Source organism: Bartonella sp. HY328, assembly GCF_025449335.1.
In the GTDB taxonomy this organism is placed as follows: domain Bacteria; phylum Pseudomonadota; class Alphaproteobacteria; order Rhizobiales; family Rhizobiaceae; genus HY038.
This window is the reverse complement of the sequence record NZ_CP104883.1, coordinates 3,003,070-3,021,511: the sequence shown is the minus strand read 5'-3', so window position 1 is coordinate 3,021,511 and position 18,442 is coordinate 3,003,070. Positions and strand designations below refer to the sequence as shown.

Below are 18,442 nucleotides of genomic sequence, written 5' to 3'. Positions count from 1 at the left end.
TGTTAAAAAACAAGTATAATTTATTATGATGATTAGCCAATAAAAGCAAAATATAAACCGCTTCAAAGCAACTATTGTCGAAATCTCTTTTGATTGAAGCGGTTTTTATTCTCTTAAGATAAAGTTACAATAAAGTGCCTGTTAAAATAAGCGCGGCAATGGAAAAATAAATTACAATACCAGAAACATCGACGAGGGTGGCAACGAGTGGCGCAGAAGCACTTGCCGGATCAAATCCAACCCGCTTTAACAAGAACGGCAATAACGAGCCGGTAAGCGAACCAAAAGTAACAACAGCAATAAGCGTAAAGAAGATAGTTACGGCAATCAAGAACCAATGAGGACCATAGTCATAAAAACCAGAAAACTGCCAGACAATAATTCTTACCAAGCCAATAACACCCAAAAGCGCCCCCAAAATAAGGCCCGTTGGCAGTTCTCGAAAGAAAATTTTCCACCAATCGCGTAAGGTGACTTCACGCAAAGCCAAGGCACGAATAATAAGCGAGGTTGCTTGTGAACCTGAATTACCACCAGAACTGATAATCAAAGGTATAAAAAACACAAGAACAGACGCTTTTTTAAACTCATCGTCGAAAAATTGCAAAGCGGTCGTCGTAAACATTTCACCAATAAGCAAAATAGCTAACCAACCGCCACGCTTTTTAAACATTTCCCAAATGCTGGTTTGCATGTAAGGCTCATCAATTGCCTCCATACCACCAAATTTTTGGGCGTCTTCGCTCATATCATCAACCATTACGTCAAGAACGTCGTCGACGGTGACAATGCCAATAACATGTTTTTCATCGTCAACTACCGGTACTGACAATAAATCATAGCGGCGGAAAAGCCTTGCCACATCATCGCGCTCGGTTAATGGCGAAATGGTAACTGGTTCCTGATGGCGGCCTGCCTCAAGGATTAACTCTGATGGGTGTGCCAAAACAAGATCACGCAGTGATACATCGCGCAATAAAATACCACTTTCAGGATCGATAACATAAGTTGTGTAAACTGTTTCACGGGTGCGTTCAACTTCACGGATAAAATTAAGACTGCGTTCTACTGTCCAAGTGGCAGGAACGGAAATAAATTCCGTGGTCATTAAAGCACCAGCAGTATTTTCTGGATATAGGGTCAGCGTTTTCAACTCATGACGCGTGACCGGCTCCAACATGGAAAATAGCCGTTTGCGGACTTCTTCATCCATGTCTTGGAAAACGTCAGTCGCCTCATCAGCAGACATGCCATCTAAAATATCAACCGCTAAATTGGTTGGCAGAGCTTCCATAATTTCACTGGCGCGCTGCAATTCATGCATGTCAAAAAGGTCAACAGCGTAATCAAGCGGTAAGTGAATAAATACCTCAACCGCTTCATCTATTTCCAAACTATTGATAACATCAATTGCATCAGCATAACGCAGCCGTACAAGCTCAGTTGCAATAACCCAAGGCGCGAGAGAGGCAATGGAATCGGTTTTATCGGTAGGCTCTGTCACTTAAATATACCTCTCATTTAATCTGCATGAATATTATCACTAAATGTCTTTTATATTTTCCACGCTTTTTCAATATATTAACGTCAAATTCATCGAATAGCTTATCTGATGGTTTGTCTGTGTTTTTTTTACAAGTCAATAAAAGCTTTGGTGAAAACAGCCGTATTTATCAAAATCCCACTAAAAAATGACGGCAAGATTTCAACAATTTGGGTTTTGTCGATATATATGCTTTTAATCATAGTTTTTTTTCTTATATTCGATAGGACTTGATATAAAAATCATATCTTTGATAAAATTAACCAACACAAAATAATTAATATAGAAAAGCGATTACAATGACAAAAGATTTAAATGATCATGGTGTGAAAGCGCTTAGCCAATGGCAGGGTTTTCAGGGCCTCCCTGATTTTTCAAGCTTTAGTGATGATGATTTTAAACCTGCTTTTGACCTTGCCCTAACAACGGCTGAAGCGGAAATTGAGGCGTTAGCCCAAAATAGCGAAGGTGCAACCGTTGAAAATTTTCTCATTCCTTTTCAACTATCTGGCGATATGCTTGACCGCGTTTCCTCTATTTTTTGGATGCGTTCCGGCGCGCATTCTAATGAAGTCACCCGTGCATTAGAGCAAGACTTTGCTCCAAGATTATCGCGCTTTTCATCGCATATTTTAATGGATGAGCGCATTTTTAAAAAAATTGACCATCTGTATCAAAATCGTGAAAATCTAGGCCTTGACGAAGAAACCAAACGGGTTATTGAAGAGTCTTGGAAAGGCTTTACACGCAATGGCGCCCGCCTTGGCAGTGAAGACAAAAAACATCTTGCTAAAATTAACGAGCGTCTTGCTATGCTTGGCGCACAATTTGGCCAAAACATTTTGCATGATGAAGCTGAATGGGTGCTTTTCCTTGAAAGTGACAAAGATCTTGCTGGACTACCAGATGATTTACGCGCTGCAATGCGCGAGGCTGCCAAAGAACGCGGTAAAGATAATGCCTATGCTCTTACCTTATCCCGCGCTATTATCGATCCATTTTTAACCTTTTCAAAAGTTAGTCATTTACGCGAAAAAGCCCATGACGCTTGGATAAAACGCGGTGAAAATAATGGTGATCATGATAATCGCACCAATATTTGCGAAACGGTAAAGCTACGCGATGTAAAGGCAAAACTACTAGGCTATCAATCCTTTGCTGATTATAAGCTGGATAATACCATGGCAAAAACGCCGCAACATGTCATGGATCTTTTATTGCCCGTTTGGCAAAAAGCCAAAGCTAAGGCTGAAGAAGAATATGATGAGTTGCAAGATTTAGCCGCATCGCAAGGTGATAATGGTGAAATCAAAGCTTCTGATTGGCGCTATTATGCTGAACAGTTAAAGGCACAAAAATTTGCCTTTGACGAGGCTGAACTTAAACCTTATTTGCAACTTGATGAAATCATCAATGCTGCATTTTATACAGCTAATCGCCTCTTTGGTTTGCAATTTGAAGAAAAGAAAGGCGTGCCGCTTTGGCATAAGGACGCAAGGCTGTTTATCGTTCGCGATGAAAATGGTATGGATAAAGGTCTTTTCATTGGTGATTATTTTGCGCGCCCCAGCAAGCGTTCTGGCGCATGGATGAGCGCCTTACAATCCCAGCATAAGCTAGCTGGTGGTGAAAAGCCAATTATCTATAATGTGATGAACTTTGCTCGCCCACCAGAAGGTGAAACAGCTCTTTTATCTTTAGATGATGCCCGCACACTTTTCCATGAATTTGGTCACGCGCTGCATGGGCTTTTGTCAGATGTTACTTGGCCATCGGTTTCTGGCACATCAGTATCGCGTGATTTCGTTGAGTTGCCCTCACAACTTTATGAGCATTGGTTGACGGTGCCGCAAGTTCTAGAAAAATTTGCGCGCCATTATAAAAGTGGTGAAATCATCCCCGATGCATTATTGCAAAAAGTGCTTGCTTCACGCACCTTCAATGCAGGTTTTGAAACCGTGGAATACACTTCATCAGCCTTGATTGATATGGCTTTCCATAAGGGCGGCGAGGTTAATGACCCATCCGCATTTGAGCAAGAGCAACTTATTGCCACGGGGCAACCAAAAGCTATTGGGCTGCGCCATCGTCCACCTCATTTTGCGCATATTTTTGCAGGTGATGGCTATAGTGCTGGCTATTATTCCTATATGTGGTCAGAAGTTTTGGATGCTGATGCCTTTGAAGCTTTTGAAGAAACAGGCGATGCGTTTAACAGTGAGCTTGCTGCCCGTTTAAAGAAATATATCTATTCGGCAGGCGGTAGCAAAGATCCTGAAACTCTTTATAAAGAATTTCGCGGTCGTATGCCAACGCCCGATGCGATGATGCGCGATCGAGGTTTATAAGTCTCATCGCATCTCATTGTTAAAATAAATATTAGAGCATGGAAATATGTTATTTGAACGAGACATGCTCTAATAAAATACTTAGCTAAATGCATTTTATGACAAGATAGACTTTGATTTTGTAGCGCGTTTTATAGGATTAAAGAATTGCCCAGTGACCATTGAAGCGACCATGGCGTGAACGAGCCCTCGACGGCGCAGCGTTGGCGCAATGAGGTAATCTCGCAAAAAAGGTAAAATAGCATTATCTGATTGATAAAACGGCGTTAAACAACAACTTAAAAATTGATAAAATAAAATATGGATACGCCGTCTTTTAGCATAATCGGCAATGATGTCCGCGCGTTCCTTGTTTTGTTTTGCGGCCTCAATAAAAGCAAGCGCATCTAAAAATGCCATATTCGCTCCTTGGCCAAGTTGTGGGCTGGTGGCGTGCCAAGCATCTCCTAGGCGAACAAGGTTACCTTCTGCTGGCGATATATGGGTATGGTGACGATAATTGGCATAAACAATCTGATCGCGGTAATCAGCCATATTTTCAATTAACGGCATGGTTTGCGGCCAAAAGCGCGCTATTTTCTCAACCCATGCGTCAATGCCATCCGCTTGCCACTTTGCATGGTCTTGATGGCGTAGCGACCAGAAAAATGTCGTCATCGCTTGCGCTTTTAGATTACCCTTGCCAAGCGGCAAGACGCCAATCATTGTTGAGGCTTTGTGATAGCGCTGCTCTAAGGTGGTTGGTTCAAAACCAATATTATCATGCCAAGGCAAGTTCACCCAAACGGCACCATAATCAAGCTCTTTACCCTTTGTCGCGCGCAGCGGTGAGCGGGCCCCCATTGCATCAATGAGCAAGTCAAAATTTGCACTTTTCGTACCATTTTCAAAAATAAATTGCGGCTTTGGGCCGTTATCGACGCCAATTATCCGATGTTGCACCTCAACTTGCGCACCAAGTTCAACCGCATGCTCATAAAGAAGGTCAAAAAGCGACCAGCGAATAATGGCAACGCCGTAATCATCCTTGTTATAGCCAACGTCTAAAACAACCTTATCATCCTTGCTCAGTTTACCAAGCATGCGGTCAATGCGTTGGCCGCGTGCCTCCGCCCGTTGGCGCAGCCCTAATTTATCAAGAACAATAAGACCCGTTGGTTGTAGCACAAAGCCAGAGCCAACTGGCCCTGCTTTTTGCATCTGATCAAATAGGGTGACATTATGCCCTTCTTGGCGTAAAAAAGATGCAAGACAAAGCCCGCCCATACCCATGCCAGCAATTGCTATATCCATCATTTTCTCCCCGCGAGAAAGGTATTACACCACGTTTTATAGCTTTTTGACCTTGCTTAATGATCGCGATGAGCAATAAAATAAGCGCAATTGCGTAAATTATCAGCTTTGTTACCAAAAGGTGCAAGCAGTTCTTCAGCTTGGCTAATTAAGCCGTCAAGTTGTTGCTTTGCCCAGTCAATGCCATGCAATGCCACCAATGTGCCTTTGCCGACATGGCTATCTTTGCCAGCAGTTTTTCCAAGTGTTTTGGTATCAGCTGTTACGTCAAGCAAGTCATCAGCAAGCTGGAAAGCAAGGCCGATAGCCGAACCAAACTCGGCAAGTCTGGCGCGATCATCGCTTGTTGCATTGCCAATAATTGCTCCAGCTTCACAAGCATAGCGAATAAGCGCCCCGGTTTTCATGGCTTGCAGCATGATAATACCAGCTTCATCTGGTTTTTTGGTTTCTGCTTCAATATCAAGAATTTGGCCGCCAACCATACCGCCCAAGCCAGCAGCTCTTGATAAATGTCGAATGAGCGACAAGCGTGCTTCTGCCTTTAATTCGGTTTCTTCAGCCGCAATAATATCAAATGCAAGGGTCAATAAAGCATCACCAGCTAAAATTGCCGTTGCTTCATCAAAAGCTTTATGAACGGTTGGTTTGCCGCGTCTTAGATCGTCATTATCCATAGAGGGTAAATCATCATGGATAAGCGAGTAGCTATGAATTGCTTCAAGGCTTGCTGCAACACGTAATGGCGCATCGGTTTTAACATTGAATAATGAAGCCGTTTCAAGAATCAAGAACGGACGCAAACGCTTGCCGCCATTCAAAACACCATGACGCATTGCATCCAGCAATTTTTGTGGGCGATCAATTTCGCCCATTTGTGGATAGGGTGCTAAAAGCTGGCCTATGAGAGTTTCAACACGCTTTGCATGACCGAGCAAGAGAGCTTCAAAATTGTTTTTACTATCCATTGTCTCACATTATATTTGAAAAGGTGGTATAAAGGCCAATTTATTAATACTAGAAAATTTAAAAAATACTATAAATAAGTTCGCAGTTAAATTTGCAAATCGCCATTTCCTTTTGATAGCTGTTAAGATTAAAAAATATCTTTGCAGTAGGTGGTCATTTAGGTAAAAGAACATAAGCGAATGAGTAATTGATAAAAGGTGAATCTATCGTGTTTGAACAAGCATGGGGCCTAGTAAGCCAAAGCGGTCATGGCCTTGCAGCCGCCAGATAAACCCCTTAAAATCAAGCAGTATTGCCAAGATCATTGCAAATAAAAGGAATTTTTCATTGTTGCTTGATAAGGATGAGATAAGGAGCATGGGGAAATCTAAGAAAACTTTTTTTAAAAAGATTGTCCTTGGCCTGATTCTCTTACTGCTCTTGCCTTTTGTCTTGCTTCTCTTTTATAATTTACCCTTTATCAAGCCAATTTCTACTTTAATGCTACGTGATGTTGTTTTATTGCGTGGCTATGATCGCCAATGGGTTCCAATCTCAGCTATTTCACCTAATTTGGTAAATGCGGTAATGATGGCTGAAGATGGAAAATTTTGCAGTCATAACGGCGTTGATTGGGATGCTTTGGGCGATGTTTTGGATAATGATGGTGGGCCAAATCGTGGTGCTTCCACCATTACTATGCAAATGGTAAAAAACCTTTTTCTTTGGCAAGATCGTTCCTATTTGCGCAAAGCGATTGAGATCCCCATTGCCCTTGGCGCTAATATTTTACTGACAAAACAGCGTACTATGGAAATTTATTTAAATATTGCTGAATGGGGGCCTGGAATTTATGGCGCAGAGGCTGCATCACGCCATTATTTTAATCGTTCATCTAGCAATTTAACGCCAAGGCAAGGAGCTTTGCTGGCGGCGGCATTACCCAATCCCCATACACGCAATCCTGCAAAGCCAGGTCCGGGTATGAGCCAATTGGCACGGGTTTTTGAATCGCGTGCGCGCAATTCTGGTGCTTATATTGCTTGTGTAAATTAAAATATAATCGCTATTTTACAAAAAAATAGGTGTTTTATTGGGAGTTTTTTAAAAAAATACACCTTTTGGCTGGTCAAATTGCTTTAATCAGTGTATAGCGTCCCAAACTTTGTGAATTATATTGGGCGAGTCAGGCTTTCATGGCCACGCTTCAATGTGTTTGAACGAATTCGGAGCATAGATCCATGGCAGTACCTAAAAGAAAAACATCACCTTCAAAGCGCGGTATGCGCCGTTCAGCTGATGCCCTCAAGACACCTACTTATATTGAAGATAAGACTTCAGGTGAATTACGTCGTCCACATCATATCGATCTTAAGACTGGTATGTATCGCGGTCGTCAAGTTCTTACACCTAAGGCTTAATTCTTTATTGGGTTTTCATTAGAATTGATTCTCTTTACAGTTTAGATTTAAGCTAAGTAAGCAGGTTCATTTTGAGTTGACTGATAGAATTAAAAAAAAACCGACGATAAGTCGGTTTTTTTATTGTTTCATGTTTCAGTTAAGTATTTGATTTAAAAGATATTGAATTTTAAATGTTTTAACATAAATGAAACATTAAAATGTCTAATAATTATAATTAGGATAGTGCTGAAAAACCCTTGTGTTGATAAAATGCAAATATAGTTTTAAAAAGCGCGATAAGGCCGCAAGTCATTGACTTAACGGCCTTTTCAAAAATTGGAGTTGCCAATGGGGAATACCCCCCTTGTTTTTTCTGGCCGTAATGTCATGGCAGTGTTGGGGCCAACCAATACAGGAAAGACGCATCTTGCGATAGAGCGGATGTTGGCGCATGATAGCGGCATTATTGGTTTGCCGTTACGATTGTTGGCGCGTGAGGTCTATACGCGCATTTGCGAGAAAATTGGTGCAGACAAGGTTTCACTGGTAACTGGTGAAGAAAAAATCCAACCACCTAAAGCCCGCTATTCTGTATGCACGGTGGAAGCAATGCCGCGCGAGACCAATGCTGCGTTCGTTGCAATTGATGAAGTGCAGCTTGCCAATGATTTAGAGCGCGGCCATATTTTTACCGATAGAATTTTGCACTTACGTGGACGCCAAGAAACTTTGCTTCTTGGCGCCTTAACCATGCGTGGTGTTTTGGAAAAGCTTTTGCGCGGGCTTAGCGTGGCATCGCGGCCAAGGCTGTCGCAACTAACCTATAGTGGCTCAAAAAAAATTGCACGGCTGCCAAGACGTTCTGCCATCGTGGCTTTTACTGCCGATGAAGTCTATGCTATTGCAGAATTTATTCGCCGGCAAAGAGGCGGAGCTGCGGTTGTTATGGGTGCTTTGTCGCCGCGCACGCGCAATGCACAGGTAGAGCTTTACCAATCTGGCGATGTAGATTATTTGGTTGCAACTGATGCGATTGGCATGGGGCTTAATCTTGATGTCGATCATGTGGCTTTTGCTCAAACTCGAAAATTTGACGGTTTTCAATATCGTGATTTAAATCCAAGCGAACTTGCGCAAATTGCAGGGCGTGCAGGTCGTCATTTACGGGATGGCACTTTTGGCGTTACTGGACGAGTTGCTCCGCTTGAAGCAGAACTCATTGAAAAAATTGAAGGTAGCTATTTTGATCCTGTTAAAGTCATGCAATGGCGTACTGCCAATATGGATTTTAGCTCAATTGGAAATTTAATTCGCTCCCTTGATACTCCATCCCCAATTGACGGTCTGGTTAAGGCAATGCCAGCCGTTGATGCTCGTGCGCTTAGCTATTTGGCCCAAGACGAATCGATTATCCGTCGTATAAAGGGTAGTGATGAAGTCAAATTGCTATGGGATATCTGCGCGCTTCCCGACTATCGAAAGATTGCCCCCGCCCAACATGCCGACATTATTGCCACATTGTTCCGTGATGTGGTAGAATTTGGTGTAGTTGATGAAAATTATGTTGCATCTCAGGTAGCACTTGCTAATCGTACAGATGGCGATATTGATACTTTATCACACCGCATTGCGCAGATTCGGACCTGGACTTATGTCTCTCATCGACCTAAATGGTTGGCAGATCCGCAACATTGGCAAGAAAAAACGCGGGAAATTGAAGATAAATTGTCTGATGCGCTGCATGAGAGGTTGACGAAACGATTTGTAGACCGCAGAACAAGCGTTCTGATGAAACGGCTGAGAGAGAATACAATGATAGATGCCGAAATTTCGCAAACCGGTGATGTTCTAGTAGAAGGTCACCATGTTGGACATTTGGAAGGCTTCCGTTTCACCATGGACAAAGCTGCCGAAGGCAGTGATGCCAAAGCGGTGAGAGCGGCAGCGCAAAAAGCATTAGCACCTGAATATGATGCGCGGGCTGAAAGGCTTAGTGCATGTGCTAATGGTGATTTGACGCTGGCATCGGACGGCATCGTCCGTTGGGTTGGTCAACCGATTGCAACTCTGGTGAGTGGTGATGAATTTTTAAAGCCACGCATTGTTTTGCTGGCTGATGAGCAATTGCAGGGTGCACAGCGTGACAAGGTCAATGACCGCGTTTCCCGTTTTGTTGCTTTCCATTTTGAAACAGCATTAAAGCCACTTTTCGATCTTATCAATGCTGATGCCTTAATTGGTATCACTCGCGGTATTGCTTTCCAGTTGGTTGAGCAGCTTGGCGTATTGCCACGGCGCGACATTGCTAATGATGTAAAAAGCTTGGATCAAGATTCGCGTGCTGCACTTCGCCGTCTTGGTGTGCGTTTTGGTGCCTATCACATTTTTATTCCTGCGCTTTTAAAGCCAGCACCAGCACAAGCAATAACGATGCTTTGGGCTTTGCAAAATGATGCTAAAGATCAACCAGGTTATGGCGATATTATCCAGACCATGGCTGCTGGTCGTACTTCTATTGAAGTTAATGGCGAATTTAACCCAGAGTTTTATCGTCTTGCTGGATATCGTATTCTTGGTAAGCGTGCAGTGCGCGTTGATATCCTTGAGCGTTTGGCTGATCTTATTCGTCCTGCTTTAGCTTGGCGTGAGGACACAGGTCCAAGACCAGAAGGCGCATTTGATGGCCGCCAATTCATTGTAACACCTGCGATGATGTCGATTTTGGGTGCAAGCCATGCTGATATGGAAGATGTACTTAAAAATCTTGGCTATCGTTCTCACTCCATTAGTGTGGCAGAAGTTGAAGCCAAGCTTAATGAAGGTGCAGAGCCAGTAGCCGCTGCGCTAGCATTAGATGCTGAACCAGTTGGCCCAATGTGGGCAAATCTTGAAAGCCAACCAGTTGTTGCTGAAACAACTGCTGAAGTTGCAGAGACCGAAGCAGAAAAGCCGGTTGAAAATGTCAAGATGATGTTGCTTTGGCGCTATCAGGGCCGTCAGGAAAATCGTCCGCACAAGCCGCGCGATAACAATAACCGCAATGATGGTAAAAAGAAATTTGACCGCAAGCCGCAAGCCGCTACAGGTGAAGCAAGTGGTGAGCAACAGGCTCGTTCTGATAAGCCACGTTATGATAGAAATCGCCAAGATAAATCAAATCAAGATAGATCTGGCGAAAAGCGTGAGTTTAATAAAGACGGTCGCAATCATGATCGTCGCAACAATAATGAACGCCGCGCTAATAATAAGCCAAAAGATTTCAACAAAGCTCGCAATAATGAGCCAGCAAAAGCCATGGATCCAGATTCACCTTTTGCAAAATTAGCAGCATTGCGTGACCAGTTAAAAAAATGAGTGAGCAGCTGCCAGGTAGGTTGAGAATTGATAAATGGCTGTTTTTCAGCCGTTTATTAAAATCGCGTAGTCTGGCAGCGGAGCTTGCTAATAGCGGTAAAATCCGAGTAAACAAACAGAAAATCGACAAGGCATCATATTTGGTTAAAGCTGATGATGTCTTGACGATTAGCTATAATCAAAGAATAAAAACAATTAAAATTACTGCTCTTGGCGAGCGTCGAGGTCCGGCTGTAGAAGCGCAAAAATTATATCAAGATTTAACGCCAGTTGAAACTATGGAAGAAAAGTTAGCCCGCCAAGCATTGGAAGCGCAAACCCAAACAGGGCCGCGCCCAACCAAGCGCGATCGCCGCCAGCTTGATAATTTGCAAAACAAGTTTGAACATTAAACCAATTTTTCAAGAAGACATAAAAATAGCAAATTTGGGCAATTTTTTCTCAAAAGCGTTTCGTTTTAGGAACATATAGATTTTATAAAGAAGATTAAAAGCAATTGGTACAAAGTGCTGGCTTTCAATCATTCAAGACATAAATGCGTCTAATTTAGAATTTGCGACAATGATCTATAATCTTAATTTATGGCAATGAAAAGATTTATTAAACGCTACAATAACTTGAATTCCTATTCTATGTTTTTTCATAATATCTTCTATGGTTAACTTAAATTTATGGGTAGCCGTATGAGCATAGTTGTTTCGCAAATTTAAAAGTTCATGATACTGACCTTCGAGGGCAATCCCTTTAAGTATATATTTTTGTTTCTTTTTCTTGATTTCATCCTTAAAAGTATAGACTATTTCATCTCCAAAACTTTGACATAATTCATTGAGTTGATGAAGTCGAATTCGGCTACTCAAATTTTCATACCTTCGCTCTATGTATCGTGAAAATGTTGTACCAACTTTATCAGCATAATCATGCATTATCATTTTTATACAATTTTCATATGACGCACAAACTGATATAAGTAAAAGTCCCGCTAATTCCGACCTAAGTATTTCTGCTTTAAATGATGCCGCCCTAAATTTTTTAACACTACTATAATGTTTTGGATTTAAATCATAAGGAACAAAATCATTAATATGGCGAGCCAATTCAAAAGGTTTTATAAAATGTTGATTTAAGTCTAACCTAAACATAATACACTAACTATTTAATTAATTGTTTTTTTGCATATTCTATACGATTACGTAAACCAAAAGTTTTTGTGGTGCCATCACTCTTTATAAGATCAAGAAATTCTGTTTTTTTAATTAAATTATCATAATATTGATTAACGTTAACATCTAATACATCATTAATCTCCAAAAGAGATACCATTATAGTTTCCAAAATAGCTATATTTAATACACGCCTTGGTCTAAATGGGTTTTCTATATTTTGTTTAACTAATTTAGCAACTAAAGGAAACCTTTCTTTAAATAAAATGGCTCGTTTTGAAGAAAAATCTCTATTCTCTGCCATTTGTATATTTAAGAATTTAACCATTGGGCTTTCGTAGTTTTGCCAATTTTGAAATAAAGCAAACAAACGAAGTAAAAGCTCAATATCTTTTTGGTTTTTATCTGGCTTATTTAGTCCTAAAATACTTTGCCAATTAGAATCTGAATTTAGTGTCTTTAATTCGTTTACAATATTTCCTCTATAGACAGCATTTCTTATTTCTTGCGGTCTTAATTGCGTACCACCAGTATTCAATCGCTCAAAAATATGAAAAACACTGTCATTCTGTGAGCTTGGGCTTAATTGCCTTATACTAATGGTACGAAGGGTTGCATTCCTAAGTTTTCTCTGATCTTTTGGCGCTAAATCTGAAAATGTTTTACCATTATATGCCGAAAGATCAGACAATCCTTTTAATTTAAAAACTTGGTGTTTATTTTGGTTGTCAGGTTCTCCAAAATATCCTTCAAAAAAATACTTAACGGATAAAAGTCTTTGTTGTCCGTCTATAACTTCGTATTGATTTTCATCATTTATATAAAAAAATACTTGCGGTACCGGAAGCCCCATAAGAAAGGATTCTATTAAGCGAGATGCTTGCTCAATTTTCCAAACAAATCGCCTTTGATAGAATGGAATAATAATATCATCGCGTTCCAATTTAGAAACTAATAATTCTAAACTGGGGTCAGCAGGAATTACAGAAATATCAAATTCAACAAGAGGTACTTCATCAATCTCTTCTTCGAGTTTAATTTCGTCATCAGTGTCGTTTTTTATAATTTCATCCATAATACATTCTCTATAAAATATTTTAAAAATAACAATAAATAGCACTTAGCAGCAAAATATTGCAAGTAATCTTCTTTTCATTCATAAAAAATATTTTGATCATTAAAACCTATAATTTTAAATACCATGCTCTATGTTTAAAACCTTTTTCATGAGTTATACACATTAAAACGCGTATAATTACAATAGCTCAACCTAGAAATAATATTTGCAAGCAAAATTAATTTTCATCTCCAAAATCTAAAAAATCATCACGTTCATTATAATAATTAAGTGCATCAACGCAATTTTGTATTGTAGGTTTTTGCAATTGCATAAAAACACTGGTTAAAACATCAAGAAATTGTTGACCATCATAACAAAATTCCAAATGATTTTTAACAACAAAGTCAGGATAATGCTCTAGATCATCATCTGCTTCCTCATCAAAATATGTTCTGTCATCAATATAACATATGGTATCAGGTTTAAGTGGGTCATCTGTATTGGCACTATATAAATTCTTAGTTAGGCCAATATCATCAATATCTTGATCTGAAACACCGCGTTTTATGAAATACTCGATAATTTCTGATAGTTGATATTTAATTCTTTTCTCTATCATTTTAAACAATCTCCTATTGCACCATTTAATCTACTCTGCAGCTAATTTCTGCACCGCCCATTTGAGCGCAGATCTGATCCAATCAGATCGAAATGCGCTCTAAATGCGGGTAAAAATGTTTTGCATTCATTTTTAAAAGCGCTGACTTTGGTAGTGGCTCAAATATGGAATTTAACAAGAATTTTAGTATAATCGAAAAACATCATAGTCTTTCTATGGTGCATATGGCGAGTTGCTAGTTCATTCCAAGCAAGGCAATGCCTTTAACTTGCGCAAAAATTTTCATACCAATTTTTAAATTCAAATTTTGCCAAGAATAGCGTGATAGACGGCAAAGGATATGCGCGCCTTGATTATCATCACCAAGACTAAGCGAAACCAAAATTTCATGACTATTAATTGACGTTTTTGACAAAATAACCGCATTAATAACATTAAGAATTGATGTTTTTTGTGGGTTTTGAAGGCTAATACTAACGTCATTTGCAGCAATACGGATGCGCATTTCTGTGCTTTGCGGTGTTTTTTCTAGTGGGGCAAAAAAGCGCGCGCCCTTCACCGAAAATGCACATAAACCGCTATCTTCGTCCCAATGATCAATGTGGGCGTTGAGATTAACCGCAGCATTGCGTTGCTGGGCAAGGGGAAGGCTCATATCGGCTTGTAGATCTTGTAATTTGCCTGCACCTAATAACTTGCCTTGCTCCATCAAAATAAGTGTATCAGCAAGGCGCTCCACTTCATTAATGTCATGGGTGATATAGAATATTGGTAATTTTAATTGGTCGCGCAATCGCTCAATAAACGGCATAATCTCTGTGCGTGTTGCCATATCAAGGGCGGATAGCGGTTCATCCATCAGTAATACTTGCGGCGATGATAGGAGTGCGCGGCCTATTGCAACGCGTTGACGTTCGCCGCCAGAAAGATTTTTGGGTGAACGGTCAATTAAATGCCCAATATTAAGCATATCGACCACTTCATCAAAATATTGCTTTGCACCAGTTAGCGACTTATCAAAGGCGTAGCATAGATTTTTGCGTACATTTAAATGAGGAAATAGGCTGGCTTCTTGAAAGACATAGCCAATTTTTCGCTTATAAATTGGTACAAATTGCTTGTCATCTTGCCATATATCATCGCCAATGCTTATTTTGCCGTTTAAATGGTTAAGCCCGGCAATGGCGCGAAGAACGCTGGTTTTTCCGCAGCCAGATGGTCCAAAAAGTGCAGTTATACCGGTGATCGGGGCCTTAAAGGCGACATCAAGATCAAATGTGCCAAGCTTGCCATGAACGCAAACTTCTATGGTTTTTTGCTCTGTCTTCATTGGCTCGCTTTTTTCTTTTCAATAAGCATAATGGTTAAAATAACCAAAAAGGCAAAGGCAACCATAAGGCCAGCCAAAATATAAGCTTCATCAAATTGTTGGTTTTCATTTAAATGTACGATGGTGGTGGAAATTACTCGTGTTTGCTGGGTATTGCCGCCAATCATCGACACAACGCCATATTCTCCGACCGTATGGGCAAAACCTAATACCGCACCGGTTAAAATTCCCGGTCTTGCAAGGGGTAGAGCAACGCCCCAAAATGCAGCCCATGGCGAACGGCGTAAAGTTGCGGCAACTTCCATAGGCCTATCGCCAATGGCAGCAAAAGCATTGCGCACTGGCTGAACAACAAAGGGTAGTGAATAGACAACTGAACCGATGACAAGGCCAGTAAAACTAAAAGCAAATGTGCGTAAACCAAAAAGCGGCGCAAACCATCCAATTGGGCCATTGGGACCAAGTGCCACCAATAGATAAAATCCTAACACTGTTGGGGGTAATACCAACGGCACTGAGACAATGGTGGCAATAACTTCTGTCCAAAGGCTTTTCGAACGCGCTAACCACCATGCCAAGGGTATGCCTAATATGAGTAATATAAGAGTGGTTATAATGGCAAGGCGTAAGGTAAGACCGATCGCGGTTAATGTTTGTGCGGAGAGAAGCTCCATCCATCACCCAATGTTTTAAGCCCATAGCAAACTATTTGCTTATTACTAGAAAAGATTAATTTCTGTTTTCATGAATATGAAAGAGCGGACGTTCCTTTTAAAATATAGGAACGTCCGCACCATGATTACCAATTGGGGTAACTAGTCGAGTTGATAGCCATATTTTTTGATGATTTCATGGGCTTCAGGAGTTTTTAAAAATTCAATAAAGGCTTTCGCCGCTTCGTTTTTTTCGCCATTTTTTAATAAAACTGCATCTTGGCGAATTGGGTTATAATATTCTTGTGGTACAATCCATTGCGAGCCGCCCTTTTCATTAATAACTTGTGAAAGAGCAACAAAGCCAGCTTCCGCATTACCAGTTTTGGCAAATTGGAAAGTTTGTGAAATATTTTGTCCTTCCACCAATTTTGGCTTTAAGCTGTCATAAACGCCAAGCTTTTCCATGGCTTCAATAGCTGCTTTTCCGTAAGGGGCGGCCTTAGCATTGGCAAAAGCAATATGGTTGATAGAGGCATCTTTTAAGCTATCGTCATCTTTGATAAGGTCAGGCTTGCTGCTCCATAGCACTAATGTGCCAATGGCATAGGTGAAAACGCTATTTTCAACGCCATAGCCTTCTTTGACAGCAAGCGCTGGGCGGCTGTCATCAGCAGCAAGAAAAACGTCAAAAGGCGCGCCTTGGGTAATTTGGTTATAAAAATTGCCGGTAGCACCAAAAGCAAGCTCTGCTTCATGGCCTGTTTTTTCTTTAAACAAAGCCGAAATTTCAGTTGCGGGGTCAGTGAAATTGGCAGCAACTGCCACCGATGTCTTTTCAGCATTGGCAAGGGCGGTTGAACCAAGAAGGAGAGCTGCAATGAGAGCTAGTTTAAAACGCATATTAGAAAGTCCTTTTAGGAGTTAGGAAAGATTGAATTCGTTTAATGGGTTGCAATAATCACATGGCAAGGGTCAAAACCGACCGTCACATTCATATCATCATGAAGATTAAGCGCTCTTACTTCAGCCGTGCTTTTCGTAGCGACAATCGTTTTATCAGCGCCAAGATTGATGGTAATTTCAACGGCATCACCCTCGGTTAACATTTCACGAATGACGCCTTGCATTGAATTTAAATGAGCCACATCATCTTTGGCAGGGTTAATTATTACAAATGGGGCTTTAACCAAAGCTGCTACATGACGGCCGGTCACCAACCCCAAGGTTTCAACACTTTTACGGGTTATTTGGGCGGTAATAAAAATATCAGGTGAAACACGCACTCCAATATTGGCAAAGACTGAGCGCAAGTTAACAGTTTCAAGAATGCCAGCAAAAATATTTCGCGCCGAGGTGCGCATCATAAAGCCTTGAATAAAGCTACTTGACGTTAGTCCAATAGCATCAAGGTCTTTAGCAGAATCCTCAAGCATTTTTGCAAGGCCCGATTGTAGGCGATAAAAGGTCTCGATCAAAGCAATACCAGCTGGCGTTAATTTGGTGCCACCGCCACCCTTGCCACCACTAGTCTTTTCAAGTAGTGGTTTTTCAACCAAGTTTTGCATGGTATCAAGGGCATCCCAAGCAGCTTTATAGCTTAAATTGACCGCACGGGCGGCGGCTGAAATAGAGCCCTCACGGCCAACCGCCTCTAATAATGCAATACGTGTTTGTCCAATGGGTGAAATATTTTTACTTGAAAAAGCAAGATCGGCTTGAATCGGCATGTCTATCCTCGTTATGATGCAATACTATATAACGAAAATGAGAAACAGCAAGTTTTTTATTGTATTTACCTAATATCTATTGTTTAAAACTATTCAAAATTCGGCTCAAAGGGGTTAGTTAAAGCTTTATAAAAAAGTTAATCCTGCCGGCACAGCCAGCATAGCCCCCGATGCAAATAACAGTAAAAAAACAAGTCGCCTTATTGCCTCTGGCCCTAGAGGTGGAGGGAAGCGGCGTGCTAGATAGCTGGTAATAATAACAAAGGGCAGGGCGATTAATGTCCACCAAATAATAGTGCTATGCCATGATCCACTGATGACTACGGTGGTAAGGCGTAAAATGCCGGTGCAGGCAAAAAGTGCGAGCAGGGTATCGCGAATAATTTTGTAATCTATCGGCTGGCGGTAAAAATGGTGAACAATGGGTGGTGCCGCCGCTGAAAATAAGCCGCTTAATAAACCGCCTAATGCGCCAGAAATGACAAAGCTATAATTGGGTGCAATTTGGCTGCCAGTTTTAGGTCTTTGTAAAAGTTGAAAGCTTGATAAAGCAATAACGAGGCCAAGAATAAGCTGCAAAAGAGTTAAGGAGGTTGATGCTAACCAATCAAGCAAAAAAACACCAATAATAACAAAAGGAAATGCACCTGCCAAAGTTAAGGATAAATGCTTTATATCCACCATACGCCAAGCTTTTAATAAAATAACCGCCGCATTGGTTAGCGTTAAAATACTAACAATAATAGCCGTATCGGCAAGGGGAAGAAGGTGTGAAAGACCAATCAACCCCATTAAAACAAGGCCAAAGGCAAAACCAGTAACCGTTTGTACATAGGTTGCTAGAATAATAAAACTCAAAAACATTAACATAGTGGTCATAATCAGCTCCCAATTGTTTTATGCGTCTTTGCAGCGTAAACGGCAAGGGGAGGGGATATCACTTTTTATCTATATAGCAGACATTCTAAGACTTTAAAAAGCAAAGCCTTTAAGTACTG

The 18,442-nt window shown here is 40.9% G+C and carries 16 protein-coding genes; 5 read left to right on the top strand and 11 right to left on the bottom strand.

Annotated features, from left to right (window positions below):
• Window positions 1-124 precede the first annotated feature (124 nt).
• On the bottom strand, window positions 125-1,504 hold the full coding sequence (gene mgtE, locus N5852_RS12855) for a magnesium transporter (RefSeq protein ID WP_262098159.1): 1,380 nt from the start codon (window positions 1,502-1,504) through the stop codon (window positions 125-127).
• 338 nt (window positions 1,505-1,842) lie between these two features.
• Here mgtE and N5852_RS12850 point away from each other — a divergent pair, with 338 nt between their 5' ends.
• Entirely contained in the window at window positions 1,843-3,891 is a 2,049-nt protein-coding gene (locus N5852_RS12850) for a M3 family metallopeptidase (RefSeq protein WP_262098158.1), read from the top strand.
• 96 nt (window positions 3,892-3,987) lie between these two features.
• Here the strand turns inward: N5852_RS12850 and N5852_RS12845 are convergent, their stop codons facing one another.
• Entirely contained in the window at window positions 3,988-5,187 is a 1,200-nt protein-coding gene (locus N5852_RS12845) for an FAD-dependent oxidoreductase (RefSeq protein ID WP_262098157.1), read from the bottom strand.
• Window positions 5,188-5,240: 53 nt separating this feature from the next.
• Window positions 5,241-6,152 (bottom strand): polyprenyl synthetase family protein, encoded by a 912-nt coding sequence (locus N5852_RS12840; protein ID WP_410004218.1) that lies wholly within the window; start codon window positions 6,150-6,152, stop codon window positions 5,241-5,243.
• A 358-nt stretch (window positions 6,153-6,510) separates the two neighbouring features.
• Here N5852_RS12840 and mtgA point away from each other — a divergent pair, with 358 nt between their 5' ends.
• From mtgA to N5852_RS12820, 4 genes are all read left to right on the top strand, one after another.
• Complete coding sequence (mtgA, locus tag N5852_RS12835) at window positions 6,511-7,188, top strand: monofunctional biosynthetic peptidoglycan transglycosylase (protein WP_262098156.1); 678 nt, start codon at window positions 6,511-6,513, stop codon at window positions 7,186-7,188.
• Between the two features lie 185 nt (window positions 7,189-7,373).
• A complete protein-coding gene (gene rpmF / locus N5852_RS12830; protein WP_182417812.1) occupies window positions 7,374-7,553 on the top strand; it encodes a 50S ribosomal protein L32 in 180 nt (59 codons plus the stop codon).
• Between the two features lie 330 nt (window positions 7,554-7,883).
• Window positions 7,884-10,889, top strand: a complete 3,006-nt coding sequence (locus tag N5852_RS12825) for a helicase-related protein (protein ID WP_262098155.1) — start codon at window positions 7,884-7,886, stop codon at window positions 10,887-10,889.
• Window positions 10,886-11,281, top strand: coding sequence for an Hsp15 family ribosome-associated heat shock protein (locus N5852_RS12820; protein WP_262098154.1), 396 nt, complete (start codon window positions 10,886-10,888; stop codon window positions 11,279-11,281). The genes N5852_RS12825 and N5852_RS12820 overlap by 4 nt, the downstream gene beginning before the upstream one ends.
• A 174-nt stretch (window positions 11,282-11,455) precedes the next feature.
• Here N5852_RS12820 and N5852_RS12815 read toward each other — a convergent pair whose 3' ends face one another.
• The 8 genes from N5852_RS12815 to N5852_RS12780 form a co-directional block, all read right to left on the bottom strand.
• Window positions 11,456-12,031 carry a HEPN domain-containing protein gene (locus tag N5852_RS12815; protein ID WP_262098153.1) on the bottom strand — a complete coding sequence of 192 codons (576 nt, stop codon included), beginning with the start codon at window positions 12,029-12,031 and terminating at the stop codon, window positions 11,456-11,458.
• 10 nt (window positions 12,032-12,041) lie between these two features.
• A complete protein-coding gene (locus N5852_RS12810; RefSeq protein ID WP_262098152.1) occupies window positions 12,042-13,127 on the bottom strand; it encodes a GmrSD restriction endonuclease domain-containing protein in 1,086 nt (361 codons plus the stop codon).
• Between the two features lie 220 nt (window positions 13,128-13,347).
• Window positions 13,348-13,731, bottom strand: a complete 384-nt coding sequence (locus tag N5852_RS12805; protein WP_262098151.1) for a DUF7716 domain-containing protein — start codon at window positions 13,729-13,731, stop codon at window positions 13,348-13,350.
• Window positions 13,732-13,966: 235 nt separating this feature from the next.
• The gene (gene modC, locus N5852_RS12800; RefSeq protein ID WP_262098150.1) at window positions 13,967-15,061 is read right to left on the bottom strand and encodes a molybdenum ABC transporter ATP-binding protein; all 1,095 of its coding nucleotides are present in this window, start codon (window positions 15,059-15,061) and stop codon (window positions 13,967-13,969) included.
• On the bottom strand, window positions 15,058-15,735 hold the full coding sequence (gene modB / locus N5852_RS12795; RefSeq protein WP_182417808.1) for a molybdate ABC transporter permease subunit: 678 nt from the start codon (window positions 15,733-15,735) through the stop codon (window positions 15,058-15,060). The genes modC and modB overlap by 4 nt, the downstream gene beginning before the upstream one ends.
• A 141-nt stretch (window positions 15,736-15,876) precedes the next feature.
• Window positions 15,877-16,617: a molybdate ABC transporter substrate-binding protein gene (gene modA / locus N5852_RS12790; RefSeq protein WP_262098149.1), complete on the bottom strand. Its 741-nt coding sequence runs from the start codon at window positions 16,615-16,617 to the stop codon at window positions 15,877-15,879.
• Window positions 16,618-16,658: 41 nt separating this feature from the next.
• Entirely contained in the window at window positions 16,659-17,444 is a 786-nt protein-coding gene (locus tag N5852_RS12785; protein WP_262098148.1) for a molybdenum-dependent transcriptional regulator ModE, read from the bottom strand.
• Window positions 17,445-17,570: 126 nt separating this feature from the next.
• The gene (locus N5852_RS12780) at window positions 17,571-18,323 is read right to left on the bottom strand and encodes a TSUP family transporter (RefSeq protein ID WP_262098147.1); all 753 of its coding nucleotides are present in this window, start codon (window positions 18,321-18,323) and stop codon (window positions 17,571-17,573) included.
• Window positions 18,324-18,442: the final 119 nt, after the last annotated feature.